This window comes from Salmonella sp. NW177, from assembly GCF_051811585.1.
GTDB lineage: Bacteria > Pseudomonadota > Gammaproteobacteria > Enterobacterales > Enterobacteriaceae > Salmonella > Salmonella enterica.
Genome location: NZ_JAMMZV010000009.1, coordinates 1 through 17,337, shown reverse-complemented (window position 1 = coordinate 17,337; position 17,337 = coordinate 1). Strand labels below are relative to the sequence as shown.

14 protein-coding genes are annotated in these 17,337 nt (G+C 52.6%); 4 read left to right on the top strand and 10 right to left on the bottom strand.

Annotated features, from left to right (window positions below; genetic code table 11):
• Positions 1 to 78: 78 nt before the first annotated feature.
• Positions 79 to 351 (top strand): DUF3811 domain-containing protein, encoded by a 273-nt coding sequence (locus NA986_RS20960; RefSeq protein ID WP_001207628.1) that lies wholly within the window; start codon positions 79 to 81, stop codon positions 349 to 351.
• On the opposite strand, the gene rluF is transcribed toward NA986_RS20960, so the two are convergent.
• Genes rluF through NA986_RS20945 form a run of 3 tightly spaced genes read right to left on the bottom strand, consistent with a single transcriptional unit; the run spans position 348 to position 1,939 of the window.
• Positions 348 to 1,217: a 23S rRNA pseudouridine(2604) synthase RluF gene (gene rluF, locus NA986_RS20955; protein ID WP_000954619.1), complete on the bottom strand. Its 870-nt coding sequence runs from the start codon at positions 1,215 to 1,217 to the stop codon at positions 348 to 350. The two genes, NA986_RS20960 and rluF, sit on opposite strands and share 4 nt — an antisense overlap.
• Before the next feature lie 46 nt (positions 1,218 to 1,263).
• Entirely contained in the window at positions 1,264 to 1,803 is a 540-nt protein-coding gene (locus tag NA986_RS20950) for a DUF2058 domain-containing protein (RefSeq protein ID WP_001096727.1), read from the bottom strand.
• 34 nt (positions 1,804 to 1,837) lie between these two features.
• The gene (locus NA986_RS20945) at positions 1,838 to 1,939 is read right to left on the bottom strand and encodes a hypothetical protein (protein ID WP_001576533.1); all 102 of its coding nucleotides are present in this window, start codon (positions 1,937 to 1,939) and stop codon (positions 1,838 to 1,840) included.
• A gap of 71 nt (positions 1,940 to 2,010) precedes the next feature.
• Here NA986_RS20945 and pepE point away from each other — a divergent pair, with 71 nt between their 5' ends.
• Positions 2,011 to 2,700, top strand: a complete 690-nt coding sequence (gene pepE, locus NA986_RS20940) for a dipeptidase PepE (RefSeq protein ID WP_000421776.1) — start codon at positions 2,011 to 2,013, stop codon at positions 2,698 to 2,700.
• A gap of 75 nt (positions 2,701 to 2,775) precedes the next feature.
• Here pepE and NA986_RS20935 read toward each other — a convergent pair whose 3' ends face one another.
• The gene (locus NA986_RS20935; protein ID WP_000956811.1) at positions 2,776 to 4,407 is read right to left on the bottom strand and encodes a Na/Pi cotransporter family protein; all 1,632 of its coding nucleotides are present in this window, start codon (positions 4,405 to 4,407) and stop codon (positions 2,776 to 2,778) included.
• A 266-nt stretch (positions 4,408 to 4,673) separates the two neighbouring features.
• Positions 4,674 to 8,357: a methionine synthase gene (metH, locus tag NA986_RS20930; RefSeq protein WP_023216732.1), complete on the bottom strand. Its 3,684-nt coding sequence runs from the start codon at positions 8,355 to 8,357 to the stop codon at positions 4,674 to 4,676.
• A gap of 303 nt (positions 8,358 to 8,660) precedes the next feature.
• On the opposite strand from metH, the gene iclR reads away from it, so the two are divergent.
• On the top strand, positions 8,661 to 9,485 hold the full coding sequence (iclR, locus tag NA986_RS20925; RefSeq protein WP_023216731.1) for a glyoxylate bypass operon transcriptional repressor IclR: 825 nt from the start codon (positions 8,661 to 8,663) through the stop codon (positions 9,483 to 9,485).
• A gap of 69 nt (positions 9,486 to 9,554) precedes the next feature.
• Here the strand turns inward: iclR and NA986_RS20920 are convergent, their stop codons facing one another.
• The 5 genes from NA986_RS20920 to metA all read right to left on the bottom strand — a co-directional run bounded on the left by NA986_RS20920 (position 9,555) and on the right by metA (position 16,508).
• On the bottom strand, positions 9,555 to 10,424 hold the full coding sequence (locus tag NA986_RS20920; RefSeq protein ID WP_031619003.1) for a hypothetical protein: 870 nt from the start codon (positions 10,422 to 10,424) through the stop codon (positions 9,555 to 9,557).
• Between the two features lie 101 nt (positions 10,425 to 10,525).
• Positions 10,526 to 12,271: a bifunctional isocitrate dehydrogenase kinase/phosphatase gene (gene aceK / locus NA986_RS20915; protein ID WP_023216729.1), complete on the bottom strand. Its 1,746-nt coding sequence runs from the start codon at positions 12,269 to 12,271 to the stop codon at positions 10,526 to 10,528.
• A 101-nt stretch (positions 12,272 to 12,372) separates the two neighbouring features.
• Positions 12,373 to 13,677: an isocitrate lyase gene (aceA, locus tag NA986_RS20910; protein ID WP_000857882.1), complete on the bottom strand. Its 1,305-nt coding sequence runs from the start codon at positions 13,675 to 13,677 to the stop codon at positions 12,373 to 12,375.
• Positions 13,678 to 13,708: 31 nt separating this feature from the next.
• Positions 13,709 to 15,310, bottom strand: coding sequence for a malate synthase A (gene aceB / locus NA986_RS20905; RefSeq protein WP_001069371.1), 1,602 nt, complete (start codon positions 15,308 to 15,310; stop codon positions 13,709 to 13,711).
• Positions 15,311 to 15,578: 268 nt separating this feature from the next.
• A complete protein-coding gene (gene metA, locus NA986_RS20900; RefSeq protein ID WP_001122767.1) occupies positions 15,579 to 16,508 on the bottom strand; it encodes a homoserine O-acetyltransferase MetA in 930 nt (309 codons plus the stop codon).
• 156 nt (positions 16,509 to 16,664) lie between these two features.
• On the opposite strand from metA, the gene NA986_RS20895 reads away from it, so the two are divergent.
• A complete protein-coding gene (locus tag NA986_RS20895; RefSeq protein WP_000973248.1) occupies positions 16,665 to 17,102 on the top strand; it encodes an acetyltransferase in 438 nt (145 codons plus the stop codon).
• Positions 17,103 to 17,337 lie beyond the last annotated feature (235 nt).

Below are 17,337 nucleotides of genomic sequence, written 5' to 3'. Positions count from 1 at the left end.
AGCTTACCCGGCTTACACGCTATCCGCCCGTTGCGTATTGCCGTAGACTAAATGCATCGGCTAACTGAGGGCACCCGTATGGCACTCCCCCGCATTACCCAAAAAGAGATGACCGAGCGCGAACAGCGCGAACTGAAAACGTTGCTGGACCGCGCCCGTATTGCGCACGGACGTCCGCTGACCAATTCTGAGACCAACAGCGTAAAAAAAGAGTACATCGATAAGCTGATGGCGCTGCGTGAGGCTGAAGCGAAAAAAGCCCGCCAGTTGAAGAAAAAGCAGGCGTATAAACCCGATACGGAAGCGTCATTCTCCTGGTCGGCGAATACGCCGACGCGCGGCAGACGTTAACGTCCTTTTTTCTTTCGTCCCGGCGAGGTAAAGCGCTTACCGCTTGATGTCGGGCGTGCTTTCTCATTGCTTTTTTCGATCGCCACGACCGGTCGCTTAATACCCGTGGTCTTCGGCTTCGCTTTGGCCTTTGGTTTGGCTTCGGAAGAGGAACGCTCAATCAATTTAAACAGATCGATCAGCTCATCGTCCGTCAGATCGCGCCACTCGCCCAGCGGAATCCCGCTCAGGCTGACGTTCATAATGCGCGTACGCTCCAGTTTCGTCACTTCATAACCAAAGTATTCACACATACGACGGATCTGACGGTTTAATCCCTGCACCAGGGTGATGCGAAAGACAAACGGCGCCTCTTTTTTCACCTTACATTTTTTGGTGACGGTACCCAGAATCGGCACGCCAGCGCCCATACCACGAATAAACTCGTCGGTAATCGGTTTATCCACCGTCACCAGATACTCTTTTTCGTGATCGTTACCGGCACGCAGAATCTTATTGACCAGATCGCCGTGGTTAGTCAGAAATATCAGCCCCTGCGAGTCTTTATCCAGACGACCAATCGGGAAGATACGTTTGCTGTGGTTCACAAAATCGACAATATTGTCTCGTTCGCCGTCTTCAGTGGTACTGACAATGCCAACCGGTTTATTCAGCGCAATCAGCACTAAATCATCCGCTTCTCGCGGCTCAATCAACCGACCATTTACTTTAACAACATCCCCGGCGACCACCTGATCGCCAATGGCGGCGCGTTTGCCGTTGATAAAGACATTGCCCTGTTCGATAAAACGGTCCGCCTCGCGACGCGAACAGATGCCGCTTTCACTGATATATTTATTAAGCCGGGTAGATGTGTCGGTCAGCATATTTACTCTCTGAGAAATTTTTCTACATAAACGTCGGGAATGTGACTTACCACATCAAATCGTCAGGAACTTTAAAATCGGCATACGGATCATCTTCGTCCTGCTCTTCCTGACTCAGCGCACTGTTTACGACAATACTGTCCGCATCTCGTTGTGCGATTTTATCGGCGACGCTCGCGGGAATAATCGCATATTCACATTCACTGCTGTTATTGATAACCAGACGCGCAATCGCGAGACGCCCATTAATCAGTTGCGTCTGAGTGAGTTTATCCACGTCTATTTTTTTGATGACGTTATTATCGGTGAAGTTAAAACCAATATCGCCTTTAGATACATTGATTCTATTCATTTCAATAAGTTGCTTAACCTGAGCTTTAAACTCTTTCGCTAAAACCGCTTGTTTTTGCTGTTCACTGAGTTGTTTATCACGCTCAAGTTGCGCCTTTTTATTTTCTTCCACCGCCTCTCTGGCCTCACGAGCCTGAACGCGTGATTTTTTAGCCGTGCGTTGGACTTTGGCCATTTTTTTGCTGGTCACTAATCCCGCTTGTAGCAGTTGCTCTTGTAAGGTCAGTTTTGCCATTTTCGTCTCTAAACGTGTTAAATAATTTTGCGGATTATACCTGTAATTTTTCAGGCGATACCAGATAGCAGATCTGGCCTGGCGTCACTTTTAGCGACCGCGCGTTGCCTGTAACACGCGCAACATCATGAGCCATATCAGTAAGACATTAAATGGATAATGGTAGCATTATTACGTTTTGACATTTCCTGATGAGATGGAGAAGTAATGGAACTGCTTTTATTAAGTAACTCGACGCTGCCGGGTAAAGCCTGGCTGGAACACGCTCTGCCGCTGATAGCGAATCAATTGAACGGTCGACGCTCAGCCGTGTTTATTCCGTTTGCCGGCGTCACGCAAACATGGGACGAGTACACGGATAAAACCGCAGAGGTACTTGCGCCATTAGGGATAAACGTCACAGGGATTCATCGTGTCGCCGATCCGCTTGCAGCGATTGAGAAAGCGGAAATCATTATTGTCGGCGGCGGAAATACCTTTCAGCTACTGAAAGAATCGCGTGAACGCGGGCTGCTGGCGCCGATGGCGGACAGGGTAAAACGCGGCGCGCTGTATATCGGCTGGAGCGCGGGCGCCAACCTTGCCTGCCCGACTATCCGCACGACCAACGATATGCCGATCGTCGATCCAAACGGTTTCGACGCGCTGGATCTGTTCCCGCTGCAAATTAATCCTCACTTCACTAACGCCTTGCCGGAAGGTCATAAGGGCGAGACCCGCGAGCAGCGTATTCGCGAACTGCTGGTGGTCGCGCCGGAACTGACAGTGATTGGTTTGCCGGAAGGTAACTGGATTCAGGTGAGCAACGGCCAGGCGGTTCTCGGCGGCCCGAATACCACCTGGGTGTTTAAAGCAGGCGAAGAGGCCGTGGCGCTGGAAGCGGGTCATCGCTTTTAATCCCTGGCCACATTGAATGCCGAATGACGGGCCTACACGCATGTTCTCCGTAGGCCCCGCCATCCGGCATTTCACTTAATACTCGCCCCGTTCCTCGTCCTGATCCGGCTGTTCCAGTACGCTATAGGCGACCGAACAGAACAGTGAGTTAAGACGCTTCATATCGCCCAGCAGCCCTAAATGGAGCGAGCTGGTTTCAATGCTTTGCACGTTCTGCTGGTGCAGGCGGTCGACATGCGCATGTGAGTATCGGCGATTAAGTATACGGAAGCGATGTTTACTGCGGCGCAACCGACGGGCGCTGGTGACATCGCCGGAGAAAAAGACCGACATCGCCAGTTGCAGATTACTGAGCAGTTGATCGTAAAGCGCATCCAGCTCTTTCAATCCTTCTTCTGAAAATGCCCGACGCGCCGCCAGCGACTTGTCGGCAATCTCACTGCCCATTCGCTCGATAATATCCGACGCCTGTTCGAGGTTCAGGGCCATCTCAATAATCTCCGCCCACCGGCGGGACTCCTCCGCCGCCAGCTCGTCTTTTGGCATTCGCGCCAGATAAAGCTTAATCGCGGTGTAGAGCACGTTAACGTCATCCGCCAGCTTGCGCAGCGCTTTCTCTTCACGCGGCTCGCCGTGCATGACCTTTTTTAGCCCTTCCATCATCTGTTCCATCGCATCGCCAATGCGCAACACCTCGCGGGCAGCATTAGCCAGCGCCAGCGTTGGCGTATCCAGCGCGCTGACATCCAGATGTTTCGGCTTCAGATGGGTATCCAGTTCAGGCTCATCACGAATAATTCGTTTACAAAAACGCGCCATCAGCTCGGCAAATGGCACCATCGCCAGGCAGCGCACCAGGTTATAGAAAACGTGGAAATAGATCACCAGCTCTGACTTCGGTAGCGATAGCTCATCCATCAGATTCGCCAGCGGATGGACAAACGGCAGGATGACCAGGCTGCCGATCAATTTGAACAATAGGCTGCCGAGCGCTACGCGACGCGCGGCAGCATTGGCGGCGCTGTTATTGAGCATCGCCAGCAGCCCCGATCCCAGATTGGCGCCGATGACCAGGCACAACGCCACCGGGAACGATATAATCCCCGCCGCCGTCAGGGTCGCCGTCAGCAACACCGCCGCCAGGCTGGAATAACTGATAATAGCGAACATCGCGCCAATCAGCGCATCCAGCATAATGTCGCCCGTCAGCGACGCGAAAATGACCTGCACGCCATTAGCCTGAGTGATCGGCGTCACTGCCTGCACAATCAGCTCCAGCGCCAGTAGAATCAGGCCAAGCCCGATACCGACGCGACCCAGCTGCCCGGCGCGGGACTGCTTACGCCCCAAAAAGAAAATCACGCCGATAAAAATCAGCAGCGGCGATAGCCACGACAAGTCAAAGGTGAGAATACGCGCCATTAGCGCAGTACCCACATCGGCGCCCAGCACGATCACCAGCGCGGGCGTCAGGGCGACAAGATCCTGGGCGACAAACGACGTTACCAATAAAGTGGTGGCGTTACTGCTTTGTACCAGCGCGGTAACACCGATACCCGCACAAAAGGCGAGCGGTTTCTTTTCCACGCTGCGGCTGAGGACAGTACGTAGACGCGCGCCAAACACGCGCATTACGCCAGTACGAACGATATGTGTTCCCCATACCAACAGCGCAACGGCAGAAAGTAGATGGAGCAAAGTTAACACGGCGTCAGGTTCTCCTTATCGTTATACGTTTTCCTGAAGCTCACTTGCGATAAATTGCCTGATGGCGCACAGCGTTAAGGCCTGCTGGCGTTACACGCCACCGGGCTTACCATACGTAATACGGTATGCTGGATAAGGCGTTTACGCCGCCATCCGGCAAATTCAGCGTAGAGCCTTCCTTCAGTATAAGGGTTTAATTGTAAGAAAGAGACAAGGCACCCAATGAGTGCCTTGTATGTTGTAAGGAAAAGTGACGATTTTATGAATCAGTCCGCATCGTAACCCAGGTTCGGCGCCAGCCACCGCTCAACGTCCTCAACGCTCATTCCTTTACGGAAAGCATAATCTGTCACCTGATCGCGTTGGATCTGCGCTACCGCGAAGTATTTGCTCTCAGGATGGCTGAAGTACCAGCCGGAGACCGACGCGCCAGGCCACATGGCGAAAGATTCGGTGAGCTTCATCCCGGTGTGTTTTTCGACATCCAGTAGCTGCCAGATAGTGCCTTTTTCGGTATGTTCCGGGCAGGCAGGATAACCCGGCGCCGGGCGAATCCCCTGGTAGTTTTCGCGGATTAATTCGTCGTTACTCAGGCTCTCGTTCGGCGCATATCCCCAGTAAACCTTACGTACACGCTCATGCAGATACTCGGCAAACGCTTCCGCCAGACGGTCGGCAATCGCTTTCACCATGATCTTGTTATAGTCGTCGTGTTGCGCTTCGTAAGCATCAGCCAGATCGTCTTCTTCAAGACCGCCGGTGACTGCGAAAGCACCGATGTAATCCGCTTTTCCGCTCAGTTTCGGCGCGACAAAATCCGCCAGACAGTAGTTGGCAAAACCGACTTTCTCGGTCTGCTGGCGCAGGTGGTGGCTGACCGTCAGAACATGAGTACGGGTTTCGTCGCGATAAATTTCGATGTCATCGCCAATGCGGTTCGCCGGGAACAGGCCCACCACGCCACGCGGATTCAACAGTTTCTCGGCGCTGAGTTTATCCAGCATATCATTGGCGTCTTTAAACAGACGCTGCGCCTCAACGCCCACCACCTCATCTTCCAGAATGCGCGGGTATTTGCCGGCCAGCGACCAGGTCATAAAGAACGGCGTCCAGTCGATGTAGTTGCGCAGAGTTTCGATGCTGGCTTCCACCTCCTGCACGCCCAGACGGTGGGCTACCGGCGGGGTGTAGCGTTCCCAGTCGAACGCCAGATCGTTATCGCGCGCCGCTTCCAGCGTGACCGGCGGCGTGCGCGGTTTTTTGCGGGCGTGCTGAATACGCACGGTTTCGTACTCTTTGCGGGTACGGGCGACAAAGTCATCGCGCTGGTTGTCGGAGAGTAGCGCCGCCACCACGCCCACGGTACGCGAAGCATTCTGCACGTAGACCGTCGGACCGCTGTAGTTCTGCTCGATTTTCACCGCCGTATGCGCTTTCGAAGTGGTTGCGCCGCCGATCAGTAGCGGGATAGTAAAGCCCTGTCGCTCCATCTCTTTCGCCACGTTGACCATCTCGTCCAGCGACGGGGTGATAAGCCCGGAAAGACCGATCAGATCGGCATTCACTTCACGCGCCGTTCTGAGGATTTTCTCCGCTGGCACCATCACGCCAAGATCGACGATTTCGTAGTTGTTGCATTGCAGCACCACGCCAACGATGTTTTTGCCAATGTCGTGCACATCGCCCTTCACGGTGGCGATGACCATCTTGCCGTTGCTGGAGCCTTTTTCTTTGCTGGCTTCAATAAACGGCTCCAGGTAGGCCACCGCTTGTTTCATCACACGAGCGGATTTCACCACCTGCGGCAGGAACATTTTCCCTTCGCCGAACAAGTCGCCGACCACGTTCATGCCGTCCATCAGCGGCCCTTCAATCACCTCAATCGGACGCGTAGCCTGCTGGCGGGCTTCTTCGGTATCCTGTTCGATAAATTCGGTAATGCCTTTCACCAGCGAGTATTCGAGACGCTTTTTCACGTCCCAGCTACGCCATTCCGCCTGCTGGGCGTTGGCAGCTTCGTCGGTTTTGCTGCCGCGGTATTTCTCCGCCAAATCCAGCAAACGCTCAGTGCCGTCATCGCGACGGTTAAGAATGACATCTTCAACCGCATCGCGCAGTTCGGCAGGCAGGTCGTCATAAATCGCCAGCTGTCCGGCGTTGACGATACCCATGTCCATGCCGTTGCGGATGGCGTAGTAGAGGAATACCGCGTGGATAGCCTCACGTACCGGGTCGTTGCCGCGGAACGAGAAGGACACGTTAGACACGCCGCCGGAGATCAGCGCGTGCGGCAGCTCGCGTTTGATGTCTTCGCAAGCGCCGATAAAGTCCTGCGCGTAGTTGTTGTGCTCTTCAATACCGGTGGCGACGGCAAAGATATTCGGGTCGAAGATGATGTCTTCCGGCGGGAAACCCACCTCTTCGGTGAGAATTTTGTAGGCTCGGCGGCAAATTTCGATTTTACGCGCGCGGGTATCGGCCTGCCCCTGCTCATCAAAGGCCATCACCACCACTGCCGCGCCGTAGCGACGCAGAAGCTTCGCATGATGAATAAAGGCTTCCACGCCCTCTTTCATCGAAATAGAGTTGACGATGCCTTTACCCTGAATGCACTTCAGCCCTTTTTCGATAACCTCCCATTTGGAGGAGTCGATCATGATTGGTACACGGGCAATATCCGGCTCACCGGCAATCAGGCTGAGGAAACGCACCATCGCCGCTTCGGCGTCGAGCATCCCCTCATCCATATTGATATCAATAATCTGCGCGCCGCTTTCTACCTGCTGACGGGCGACATCCAGCGCTTCGCTGTATTTCTCTTCTTTGATCAGGCGCTTAAATTTGGCCGAGCCGGTGACGTTAGTACGTTCGCCGACGTTGACAAACAGGCTATCGTCGCCAATGTTCAGCGGCTCCAGGCCGGAAAGGCGGCAGGCGACCGGGATATCCGGCAGCTGGCGCGGCGGCAAACCGGCAACGGCGCGGCTCATGGCGGCGATATGCTCCGGCGTAGTGCCACAGCAGCCGCCAACGATATTCAGGAAGCCCGCTTCCGCCCATTCGCGAATCTGTTTCGCCATGGTGTCGGCGTCGAGGTCGTACTCGCCGAAAGCGTTCGGCAGGCCGGCGTTCGGGTGCGCGGTGACGTAGCATTCGGCAATCCGCGACAGTTCCTGGACGTACTGGCGCAGTTCATCTGGCCCCAGCGCGCAGTTAAGGCCAAAAGTGAGCGCCTCGGCGTGGCGCAGCGAGTTATAAAAGGCTTCGGTCGTCTGGCCGGAAAGCGTACGGCCAGAGGCGTCGGTGATGGTGCCGGAAATCATGATCGGCAGATCAACGCCCAGCGCTTCAAACTCTTCTTTCACCGCAAACACCGCCGCTTTCGCATTCAGGGTGTCAAAGACGGTCTCAATCAGAATCAGATCTACGCCACCTTCCACCAGCGCTTTAGTGGATTCACGGTAGGCCGCCACCAGCTGATCGAAGGTGATATTACGAAACGCCGGGTCGTTGACGTCCGGTGAAATGGAGGCCGTGCGGTTAGTTGGACCAAGCACGCCCGCAACAAAGCGTGGTTTTTCTGGTGTTCGCGCCGTCCATTCATCGGCGCAGGCACGCGCCAGTTTGGCCGCCGCATAGTTAATTTCCGCCGACAGGGATTCCATCCGGTAATCCGCCATCGCAATGGTTGTCGAGTTAAAGGTGTTGGTTTCGATGATATCCGCGCCAGCCTCAAAGTAGGCGTTGTGGATAGCGGCGATCACCTCCGGCTTGCTGAGTACCAGCAGGTCATTGTTGCCTTTCAGGTCGCAGGGCCAGTCGGCAAAGCGCTCCCCGCGGAAATCTTCTTCATGTAGACGATAGCTCTGGATCATGGTGCCCATACCGCCGTCCAGCACCAGAATACGTTCATTTAACTGCGCACGCAGTTGTTCAACTTTGCTGCTCACACTCGCTCCCGACAACGCTCCACGTAACGAGCCATACTGGCACAAAGCGTGCTGGCGGAAAAGAGAACAACGGGCAACATGAGACATGTTCAGCTTGCCACCCACTTCTGTCGCTTTGCCGGATGGCGGCGCAAGCGCCTTATCAGTCTACAAATTACTTTGGCGGCTCCCAAAGCGTAGGCCTGATAAGCGCAGCGCCATCGGGCATCCTGTGATGTCACTCATCCGATCAGTTCAGGAACTCTTGCATTATAATTGAATAAAACGAAAATGATTTCCACGATACAGAAAAAGGAGTCTGCCATGGTTGCCCCTGTTCCCGCGAAACGCGGGAGAAAACCTGCCGCTACCACTGCACCCGTAACCGGGCAGGTTCAGTCTTTAACTCGCGGTCTGAAGCTGCTGGAGTGGATTGCCGAGTCCAACGGCAGCGTCGCGCTGACCGAACTGGCGCAACAGGCGGGTTTGCCTAATTCCACGACTCACCGTCTACTCACCACCATGCAGCAACAGGGTTTTGTCCGCCAGGTTGGCGAGCTGGGCCACTGGGCCGTAGGCGCACACGCGTTTATCGTCGGCAGCAGCTTCCTGCAAAGCCGTAATCTGCTGGCGATTGTCCATCCGATTTTGCGCAAGCTGATGGAGGACTCCGGCGAAACGGTAAACCTTGCCGTACTCGACCAGAGCGACCATCAGGCCATTATTATCGACCAGGTGCAGTGCACACAATTGATGCGCATGTCCGCACCGATTGGCGGCAAGCTGCCCATGCACGCCTCTGGCGCGGGCAAGGCGTTTTTATCACAGCTCAGTGAGGAACAGGTTACCAGTCTGCTGCACCGCAAGGGGTTGCACGCTTATACCCATGCGACGCTGGTGTCGCCGATCCATCTGAAAGATGACCTCGCCCAAACACGCAAGCGCGGCTATTCCTTTGACGACGAAGAACATGCGCTCGGTCTGCGCTGCGTGGCCTCGTGTATTTATGACGAACACCGCGAACCGTTTGCGGCCCTCTCTATTTCCGGCCCCTGCTCACGCATTACCGACGATCGCGTCACCGAACTTGGCGCCATGGTGATTAAAGCGGCGAAAGAGGTGACGCTGGCCTATGGTGGGGCGCGGTGATGCGCGCCTTACCCTCAGGCTGGCGCACATCACCGCAAAAAATGCTAAATAATCAAAAATATACAGACATTACATTTCCGCCCGATCGATGGCTTCCTGTAATAGCGCACAAAACACATCTGCCGATATGATAGACGGGAACATCATTGAGAATTTTTTATTACCGTCTCTATCAATAAGATGTAAATTATCAACCCAGCTAGCGGTGTTAATCTTATCAGATTTGTTGATAATGATGCTTTTATCATCTTTGATGATATTGTCTTTAGTCAGATAAAACTTCCGCAGTGAGGAATCTATATTTGCTGCGCCCGCAACGTTAAGCGAAAATGCCCTTTTAAACCAGATCATCTTTGCATCTACATAATTAAATTCTAATGTAGCCCCATGTTCCAGTTGCGCACGTAATGTCTGTACTCTTTGTTCTGAATACAGGCTCCTGAAAGTGGAGATTAGTTTGTCATAACCTGAATTTCGTGGTGAAATCAAAGTCCAGGTATCACTTTTATTTTTTCTATATGCCAGAGAGTTTATAGAACCTGTATAGCTGGTTCTGCCCACTGAAAAGAGATAAACATCAGAAATGTCCTTAAAAAGGGAAAGAGTTTCTTTACCCTTATATTTACAAATAATACCCTTTTCGGTGATGGTAAATGTGGGGACATTTTTTTGCATTAATGCTATTGCTGCAGCAACCAACCCCAGGATGATTAGTCCGCCGCCAATGAGTGAGAACAGCATCATCGGACTCACCCCCCCTGGCTCAACAGTAAAATAAATACCACCTCCAGCTTCCTCTCTTGAGGTTGGCATATTCATAAGTGTCAGACAAAAAATACCAATCGCTATAAATATAGCAGAGCAGATTATTAGGCCGATAAATACAAACTTATTATAACCATGTGTAGTTAATTTCTTGCCATGAATATCAAACATCATTGTTTCTCATTAAATTCCCTAAATTACAGTGTATCATACATAATTTACGGTTTTCATCAGAGTAACTATTCCGTGTCCGGACATCCTTGTGGGAAAGATGCTTATAAATATGAAGTTTTCCTCATATCATAACGCACGCTAAAGCGCTGGCGACGACGATAGGCATACACATCTTCTACATGCCCTTCTTTAATACGCGTCTGTAGCGCGCGCCAGTAATCGGCGCGAAACAGGTCGGCATGCATCTCTTCAAACAATGGCCCGATACGCGGATCGGCACACAGCCAGTGGCGAAACTCCTCCGGGAAAACATCACCCGGCGAGACGCTATACCAGGGTTCGCTGGCCAGTTCGTCTTCCGGATAACGCGCTGGCGGAATATCGCGGAAATTCACTTCCGTCATGTAGCAAATTTCATCGTAGTCATAGAACACCACGCGACCATGACGGGTAACACCAAAGTTTTTAAACAACATATCGCCGGGGAAAATATTAGCGGCGGCAAGCTGGCGAATCGCATTACCATATTCTTCTATCGCATCGCGCAACTGCTGGCCTTCTACCTGTTCCAGCCAGATATTGAGCGGCACCATGCGCCGTTCAATATAGAGATGGCGAATGACGATATGTTCCCCAAGATCGGTAATCTTCTCTGGCACTTCTTGCCGTAAAAGCGCCATCAGCGCCGGATCAATTTGCCGTTTATCCAGTACGAAATTCTCAAACTCCTGGGTATCCGCCATACGACCGACGCGATCATGCTCTTTTACCAGTTGATAACAGGCACGCACATGAGCGGCAGACATCTCTTTCTGCGGGGCGAATTTGTCTTTAATGATTTTAAATACCCGGTCGAAACCTGGCAGGGTAAACACCAGCATCACCAAGCCGCGGATACCAGGCGCCTCAATGAATTTCTCATCACTTTCAGCCAGATAACATAAATATTCGCGGTAGCTTTCGGTTTTCGCATGTTTCTGGCAGCCAATCGCCATATACAGTTCGGCAGTGGTTTTACCCGGCAGGATTTCACGCAACCACTCAACCAGCGCGGCAGGCAGCGGCGCATACACCATAAAATAAGAGCGGGCAAAACCAAACACAATGCTCGCTTCTGCCGTGGTGGTCAGGCAGGTATCGACAAACAGTTCACCCTCATCAGTGCGATGAATCGGCAGTAAAAACGGCAGCGTACCGTCAGGTGTGGTTAATTTACCTACCAGCCAGGCCGCTTTATTACGGTAAAACAACTCGTTCGCCACCTGGACATGGCAGCGAGGTAGCGCGTCCTCGCCCAGTGTTTCAGTCAGGTGCGCGATAATATAGCGGATATCCCGGCTTTTATTCTGCCAGGGCAGACGCAGCGGTAAGTCACTGAGTATGCGCATCAACAGCGGCTCCCAACCGTGATCGGGAAAGAAGTCTTTGGCCAGCGGGCGCGGGATAGTACGGAAGCGACGCTCCGGTTGCGAACTGAAAATAAACAACCGCTCGGGTGTTAACGAGCGGTGGTCAAATAACCGGCAATAAACGGAGTTGAAAAAGCTCTCCGCAATCTCGAAGCGCGGGTAATCCGGCAACAGCCGGGTGTAATGCTCTTTAACGCGTAAAAGGAAATCCGCGTCGGTACTTTTGCCATCGGTAATACAGCGCAGTTGCTCCACCACCAGACCCACATGATGATCATAGAGGTGGATACGGCTTTTCATCGCCTGCTGGACGGCGTGCCAGTCGGCCTGTTCAAAACGCTGCTGCGCGCCGGAAGTCACTTCCAGAAATCGACCATACTGCGCGTCAAAGCCTTGCAGGATGGTTTGAGCAATCAGTAATTCCAGGCCACGCGGCATTTTTTTCCCTCATCCGGCACCACGTCATGCCGGATGGCGCGTTCGCTTATCCGGCCTACGCTATCTGTAGGCCCGGTAAGCGCAGCGCCACCGGGCATCAATCAAAACTGCGATTCTTCGGTGGAACCCGTTAACGCGGTAACGGATGACGCGCCGCCCTGAATAATGGTGGTGACTTTGTCGAAGTAACCAGTGCCCACTTCCTGCTGGTGGGAAACAAAGGTGTAGCCATCTTTCGCCGCGGCGAACTCGGGTTGTTGAACCTTCTCAACATAGTGCTTCATGCCCTCGCCCTGCGCGTATGCATGCGCCAGGTCGAACATGTTGAACCACATGCTGTGGATGCCCGCCAGGGTAATAAACTGGTATTTGTAACCCATGTCCGACAACTGCTGCTGGAAGCTGGCAATGGTCTTGTCGTCCAGATTCTTCTGCCAGTTGAAGGATGGCGAACAGTTATAGGCCAGCAGTTTGCCCGGATACTTCGCGTGGATAGCATCGGCAAAACGACGCGCCAGTTCGAGATCCGGCGTAGAGGTTTCGCACCATACCAGATCGGCATACGGGGCATACGCCAGACCGCGGCTGATCGCCTGCTCAATGCCCGCATGGGTGCGGTAAAAACCTTCGCTGGTGCGTTCGCCGGTAATAAAACCGCTGTCATAGGGATCGCAGTCGGAGGTGATCAGATCTGCCGCATCCGCATCGGTACGCGCAATCACCAGCGTCGGGACGCCCATCACATCAGCGGCCAGACGCGCAGCAACCAGTTTCTGAATCGCCTCCTGCGTGGGGACCAGCACCTTGCCGCCCATATGGCCGCATTTCTTCACCGACGCCAGCTGATCTTCGAAGTGAACGGCCGCTGCACCGGCTTCAATCATCGATTTCATCAGTTCGAAGGCATTCAGAACGCCGCCAAAACCGGCTTCCGCATCAGCAACGATCGGCAGGAAGTAATCCACATAGCGCGGATCGTTGGGTTCAATACCGGATGCCCACTGGATCTGATCTGCACGACGGAAAGTGTTGTTGATCCGATCCACTACCGCCGGAACAGAGTTTGCCGGGTACAACGATTGATCCGGATACATGCTGGATGCCAGGTTGGCATCTGCCGCCACCTGCCAGCCTGAAAGATAAATCGCCTCAATACCAGCTTTCGCCTGCTGCAACGCCTGACCGCCGGTCAGCGCGCCAAGGCTGTTGATATAGCCTTTTTTCGCTTCACCGTGCAACAGCCGCCACATTTTCGCGGCGCCGAGCTGCGCCAGCGTGCATTCCGGGTTAACCGAGCCGCGTAATTTCACCACCTCCTCCGCGCTGTACGGGCGGGTGATGCCTTCCCAGCGCGGTTGTGTCCACTCTTTCTGTAATTCTTCGATTTGTTGAGTACGGGTTTTCATGTGCAGATGCTCCATATTGTTATGTGGTGAATTAAGCCAGTAAGCGATAGCCCGGCAGGGTGAGGAAGTCGATTAAGTCATCTGAGGTGGTGATTTGCTCCATCAGACGTGCGGCATCGTCGAAGCGCCCGCTGCTGTAGCGGTGCTCGCCCAGTTCGTCCTGGATTACCCGCATCTCTTCCGCCAACATTTCGCGGAAAAGCGCTTTCGTTACGGGTTTTCCATTGCTCAGTGTTTTCTCATGGTGAATCCACTGCCAGATAGAGGTTCGTGAGATTTCCGCCGTCGCGGCATCCTCCATCAGACCGTAAATCGGTACACAGCCATTGCCGGAGATCCACGCTTCAATGTACTGCACTGCCACGCGAATATTGGCGCGCATTCCCGCTTCTGTGCGTTCGCCTTCACATGGCTCCAGTAACTGTTCAGCGGTAATCGGCGCATCTTCATCACGGGTAATGAACAGCTGATTTTTGTGCTCGCCCAGTACCTCGTTAAAGACGGCCATTGCGGTATCCGCCAACCCAGGATGCGCAATCCACGTGCCGTCGTGGCCGTTGTTCGCTTCCAGCGCTTTATCCGCTTTCACTTTGGCAAGGACCTGATTGTTGCGTTCAACGTCTTTGCTCGGGATAAACGCCGCCATACCGCCCATCGCGAACGCGCCGCGCTTGTGACAGGTTTTGATCAGCAGGCGCGAGTAGGCGCTCAGAAACGGTTTGTCCATCGTTACCACCTGCCTGTCCGGCAGGACGCGATCCGGGTGATTTTTCAACGTTTTGATATAGCTGAAAATATAATCCCAGCGACCACAGTTGAGACCGACAATATGATCACGCAACGCATGAAGAATCTCATCCATCTGGAAAACAGCAGGAAGCGTTTCAATCAACAGGGTCGCTTTGATCGTACCGCGCGGCAGGTTAAAGCGGTCTTCGGCGTAGCTGAAGACTTCGCTCCACCAGGCTGCCTCCTGCCAGGCTTGCGTTTTCGGCAGGTAAAAATACGGGCCGCTACCTTTAGCGAGCAGCGCTTTATAGTTGTGGAAAAAGTACAGAGCAAAATCAAACAGGCTGCCGGGAATGGCTTCCCCCCGCCAGGTAACATGTTTTTCTGGCAGATGTAGACCACGTACACGACAAATCAATACGGCCGGATCGGGCTTGAGCTGATAGATTTTTCCGGCTTCGTTGGTATAGCTAATGGTGCCGTTCACCGCATCACGCAGGTTGATTTGACCATCAATAACTTTATTCCAGTCCGGCGCCAGCGAGTCTTCAAAATCCGCCATAAACACTTTCACATTTGCGTTCAGGGCATTAATCACCATTTTACGTTCAACCGGCCCGGTAATTTCTACTCGGCGATCCTGTAAATCCGCCGGAATACCACGAATCTGCCAATTACTTTCTCTAATGGAAGTGGTTTCCGAAATAAAATCAGGCAACTTACCGTTATCAATATCCTGCTGTTGCTGGATACGTGCAGCCAGGAGTTTATTGCGTTTTGGCGTAAAACGGGTGACTAACTCCGTCAAAAACTCGACTGCCTCAGCGGTCAGGACTTGCTTTTCCAGCTCGCCTTGCGGCCTGGTAAAGGTTAATTCATCAGTTGTGGTTGCCTGTGGATTCATCATGCAGCTCCTCGTTGTTGATCCAGATACATCCCCAATGCGAACGAAGGATCACTGTGCGCTTTTCGTTCAACACAACTAAGACTACTCAATTAAATTTCAAAATCAAAAACAATTTCCATTTTTAATTTAATTATGCATTAACCTATTGATAACAATGTAAATTAAATTTAATTACATGATGAGGTGCGTTTCGGAAATAAAAAAGGCACCCGAAGGTGCCTGATTCAACATGCTGAAACGCTTTAGGATCGTCAGAAGCAGAAGATTAATCCAGGGTTGGATTCATGTGACGCAGATCATATGGCGTAATCTGGTAGACATAATAGTTGAGCCAGTTAGTAAACAGTAAATTACCGTGGCTGCGCCAGGTTGCGCGCGGTATGTTTTGCGGATCGTTTTTTGGGAAATAGTTGTACGGAACCTCCGGATTTAACCCGGCCTCAACGTCACGAAAATATTCACCCGCTAACGTATGAGCGTCATATTCAGGATGACCGGTGACAAACGCAATACGTTTATCTTTGCTGGCAAACAGGTACGCATCCCCCTCTTCTGTTTCCGCCAGAATTTCAAGATCCGTATAATCCCGTATTAGCGCCGCCGGGAAATCGGCATAGCGTGAGTGTGGCGCAAGAAACGAATCATCAAAACCACGCGTCAACAGAGCATGTGGATGAAGGATGTGATGTTCATAGACGCCGGAAAGTTTATCTGTACGGGTCTGCTTAGGGATACCATAAAGAATATTGAGTGCGGCCTGAACGGCCCAACAGACAAATAGCGTCGAAGTAACGTGATCTTTCGCCCATTCCAGCACCTGCCTAATCTGCGGCCAGTAAGCCACGTCATTAAACTCCACCAGACCCAGCGGCGCTCCGGTCACGATAAGCCCATCAAAGTTCTGATCGCAGATATCGTCGAAGTTACAGTAAAAGTTGTTCAGATGCTCGGCTGGCGTGTTCCTCGACTCGCGGGCATCTATCCGCAGCAGTTGAATATCGACCTGCAATGGCGAGTTCGATAGCAAGCGCAGAAACTGATTTTCCGTTTCAATCTTCTTCGGCATCAGGTTAAGGATAAGTACCTTTAGCGGGCGAATTTCCTGACCTGATGCGCGAGAAGTCGTCATGACGAAGACATTCTCCTCACGTAAAAAATTGACGGCGGGTAGCTCGTCCAGCACGCGAATCGGCATAACCTGATAACCTCACGACATACGTTTAAACGTTTAGACATCCAGATAGCTGAAGATACTCAGAAATCAGGCGAATGTCGAGTCTGCAAGTTCAAGGTGAGAAAGTTTCACGACAGCATTTGCATTAGAATAGAAGTAAGCAAAAAAGGAGTGAAGATGATGATTAACATTCGTCGTTCAAGGCATGAGGAAGGGGAAAAACTGATTGCGATCTGGCGTCGCTCAGTCGATGCTACGCACGATTTTCTGTCAAACGCTTATCGGGCCGAACTGGAAGAACTGGTGAGCGATTTTCTGCCAGAAGCGCCACTATGGGTTGCCGTGACCGATCAGGATGAGCCGGTAGGATTTATGCTGCTTACCGGTGAACATATGGATGCGCTGTTTGTCGATCCGGACGTGCGTGGTCAGGGTATCGGTAAGAGATTAGTTGAACATGCGTTAACACTGGCGCCGGGGTTGACAACCAATGTTAACGAGCAAAATACACAAGCTGTTGGATTTTATAAGAAAATGGGATTTAAGGTGACGGGACGTTCGGAGGTTGACGATCTTGGGAAACCGTATCCATTGTTGAATTTAATTTATCCGTGAGTAGTGGCGCTGCCTGATAAGTGCATGCAGGCCAGATAAGGCGGAGCCGCCATCCGCCGGTGCCGGTTGCCTGATGGCGCTGCGCTTATCAGGCCTACATTTTTACAGTTACCACACACGCAAAAAAGCCCGTCCTGACGGACGGGCTTCTTCACTTGTTTGATGCCTGGCAGTTCCCTACTCTCGCATGGGGAGACCCCACACTACCATCGGCGCTACGGCGTTTCACTTCTGA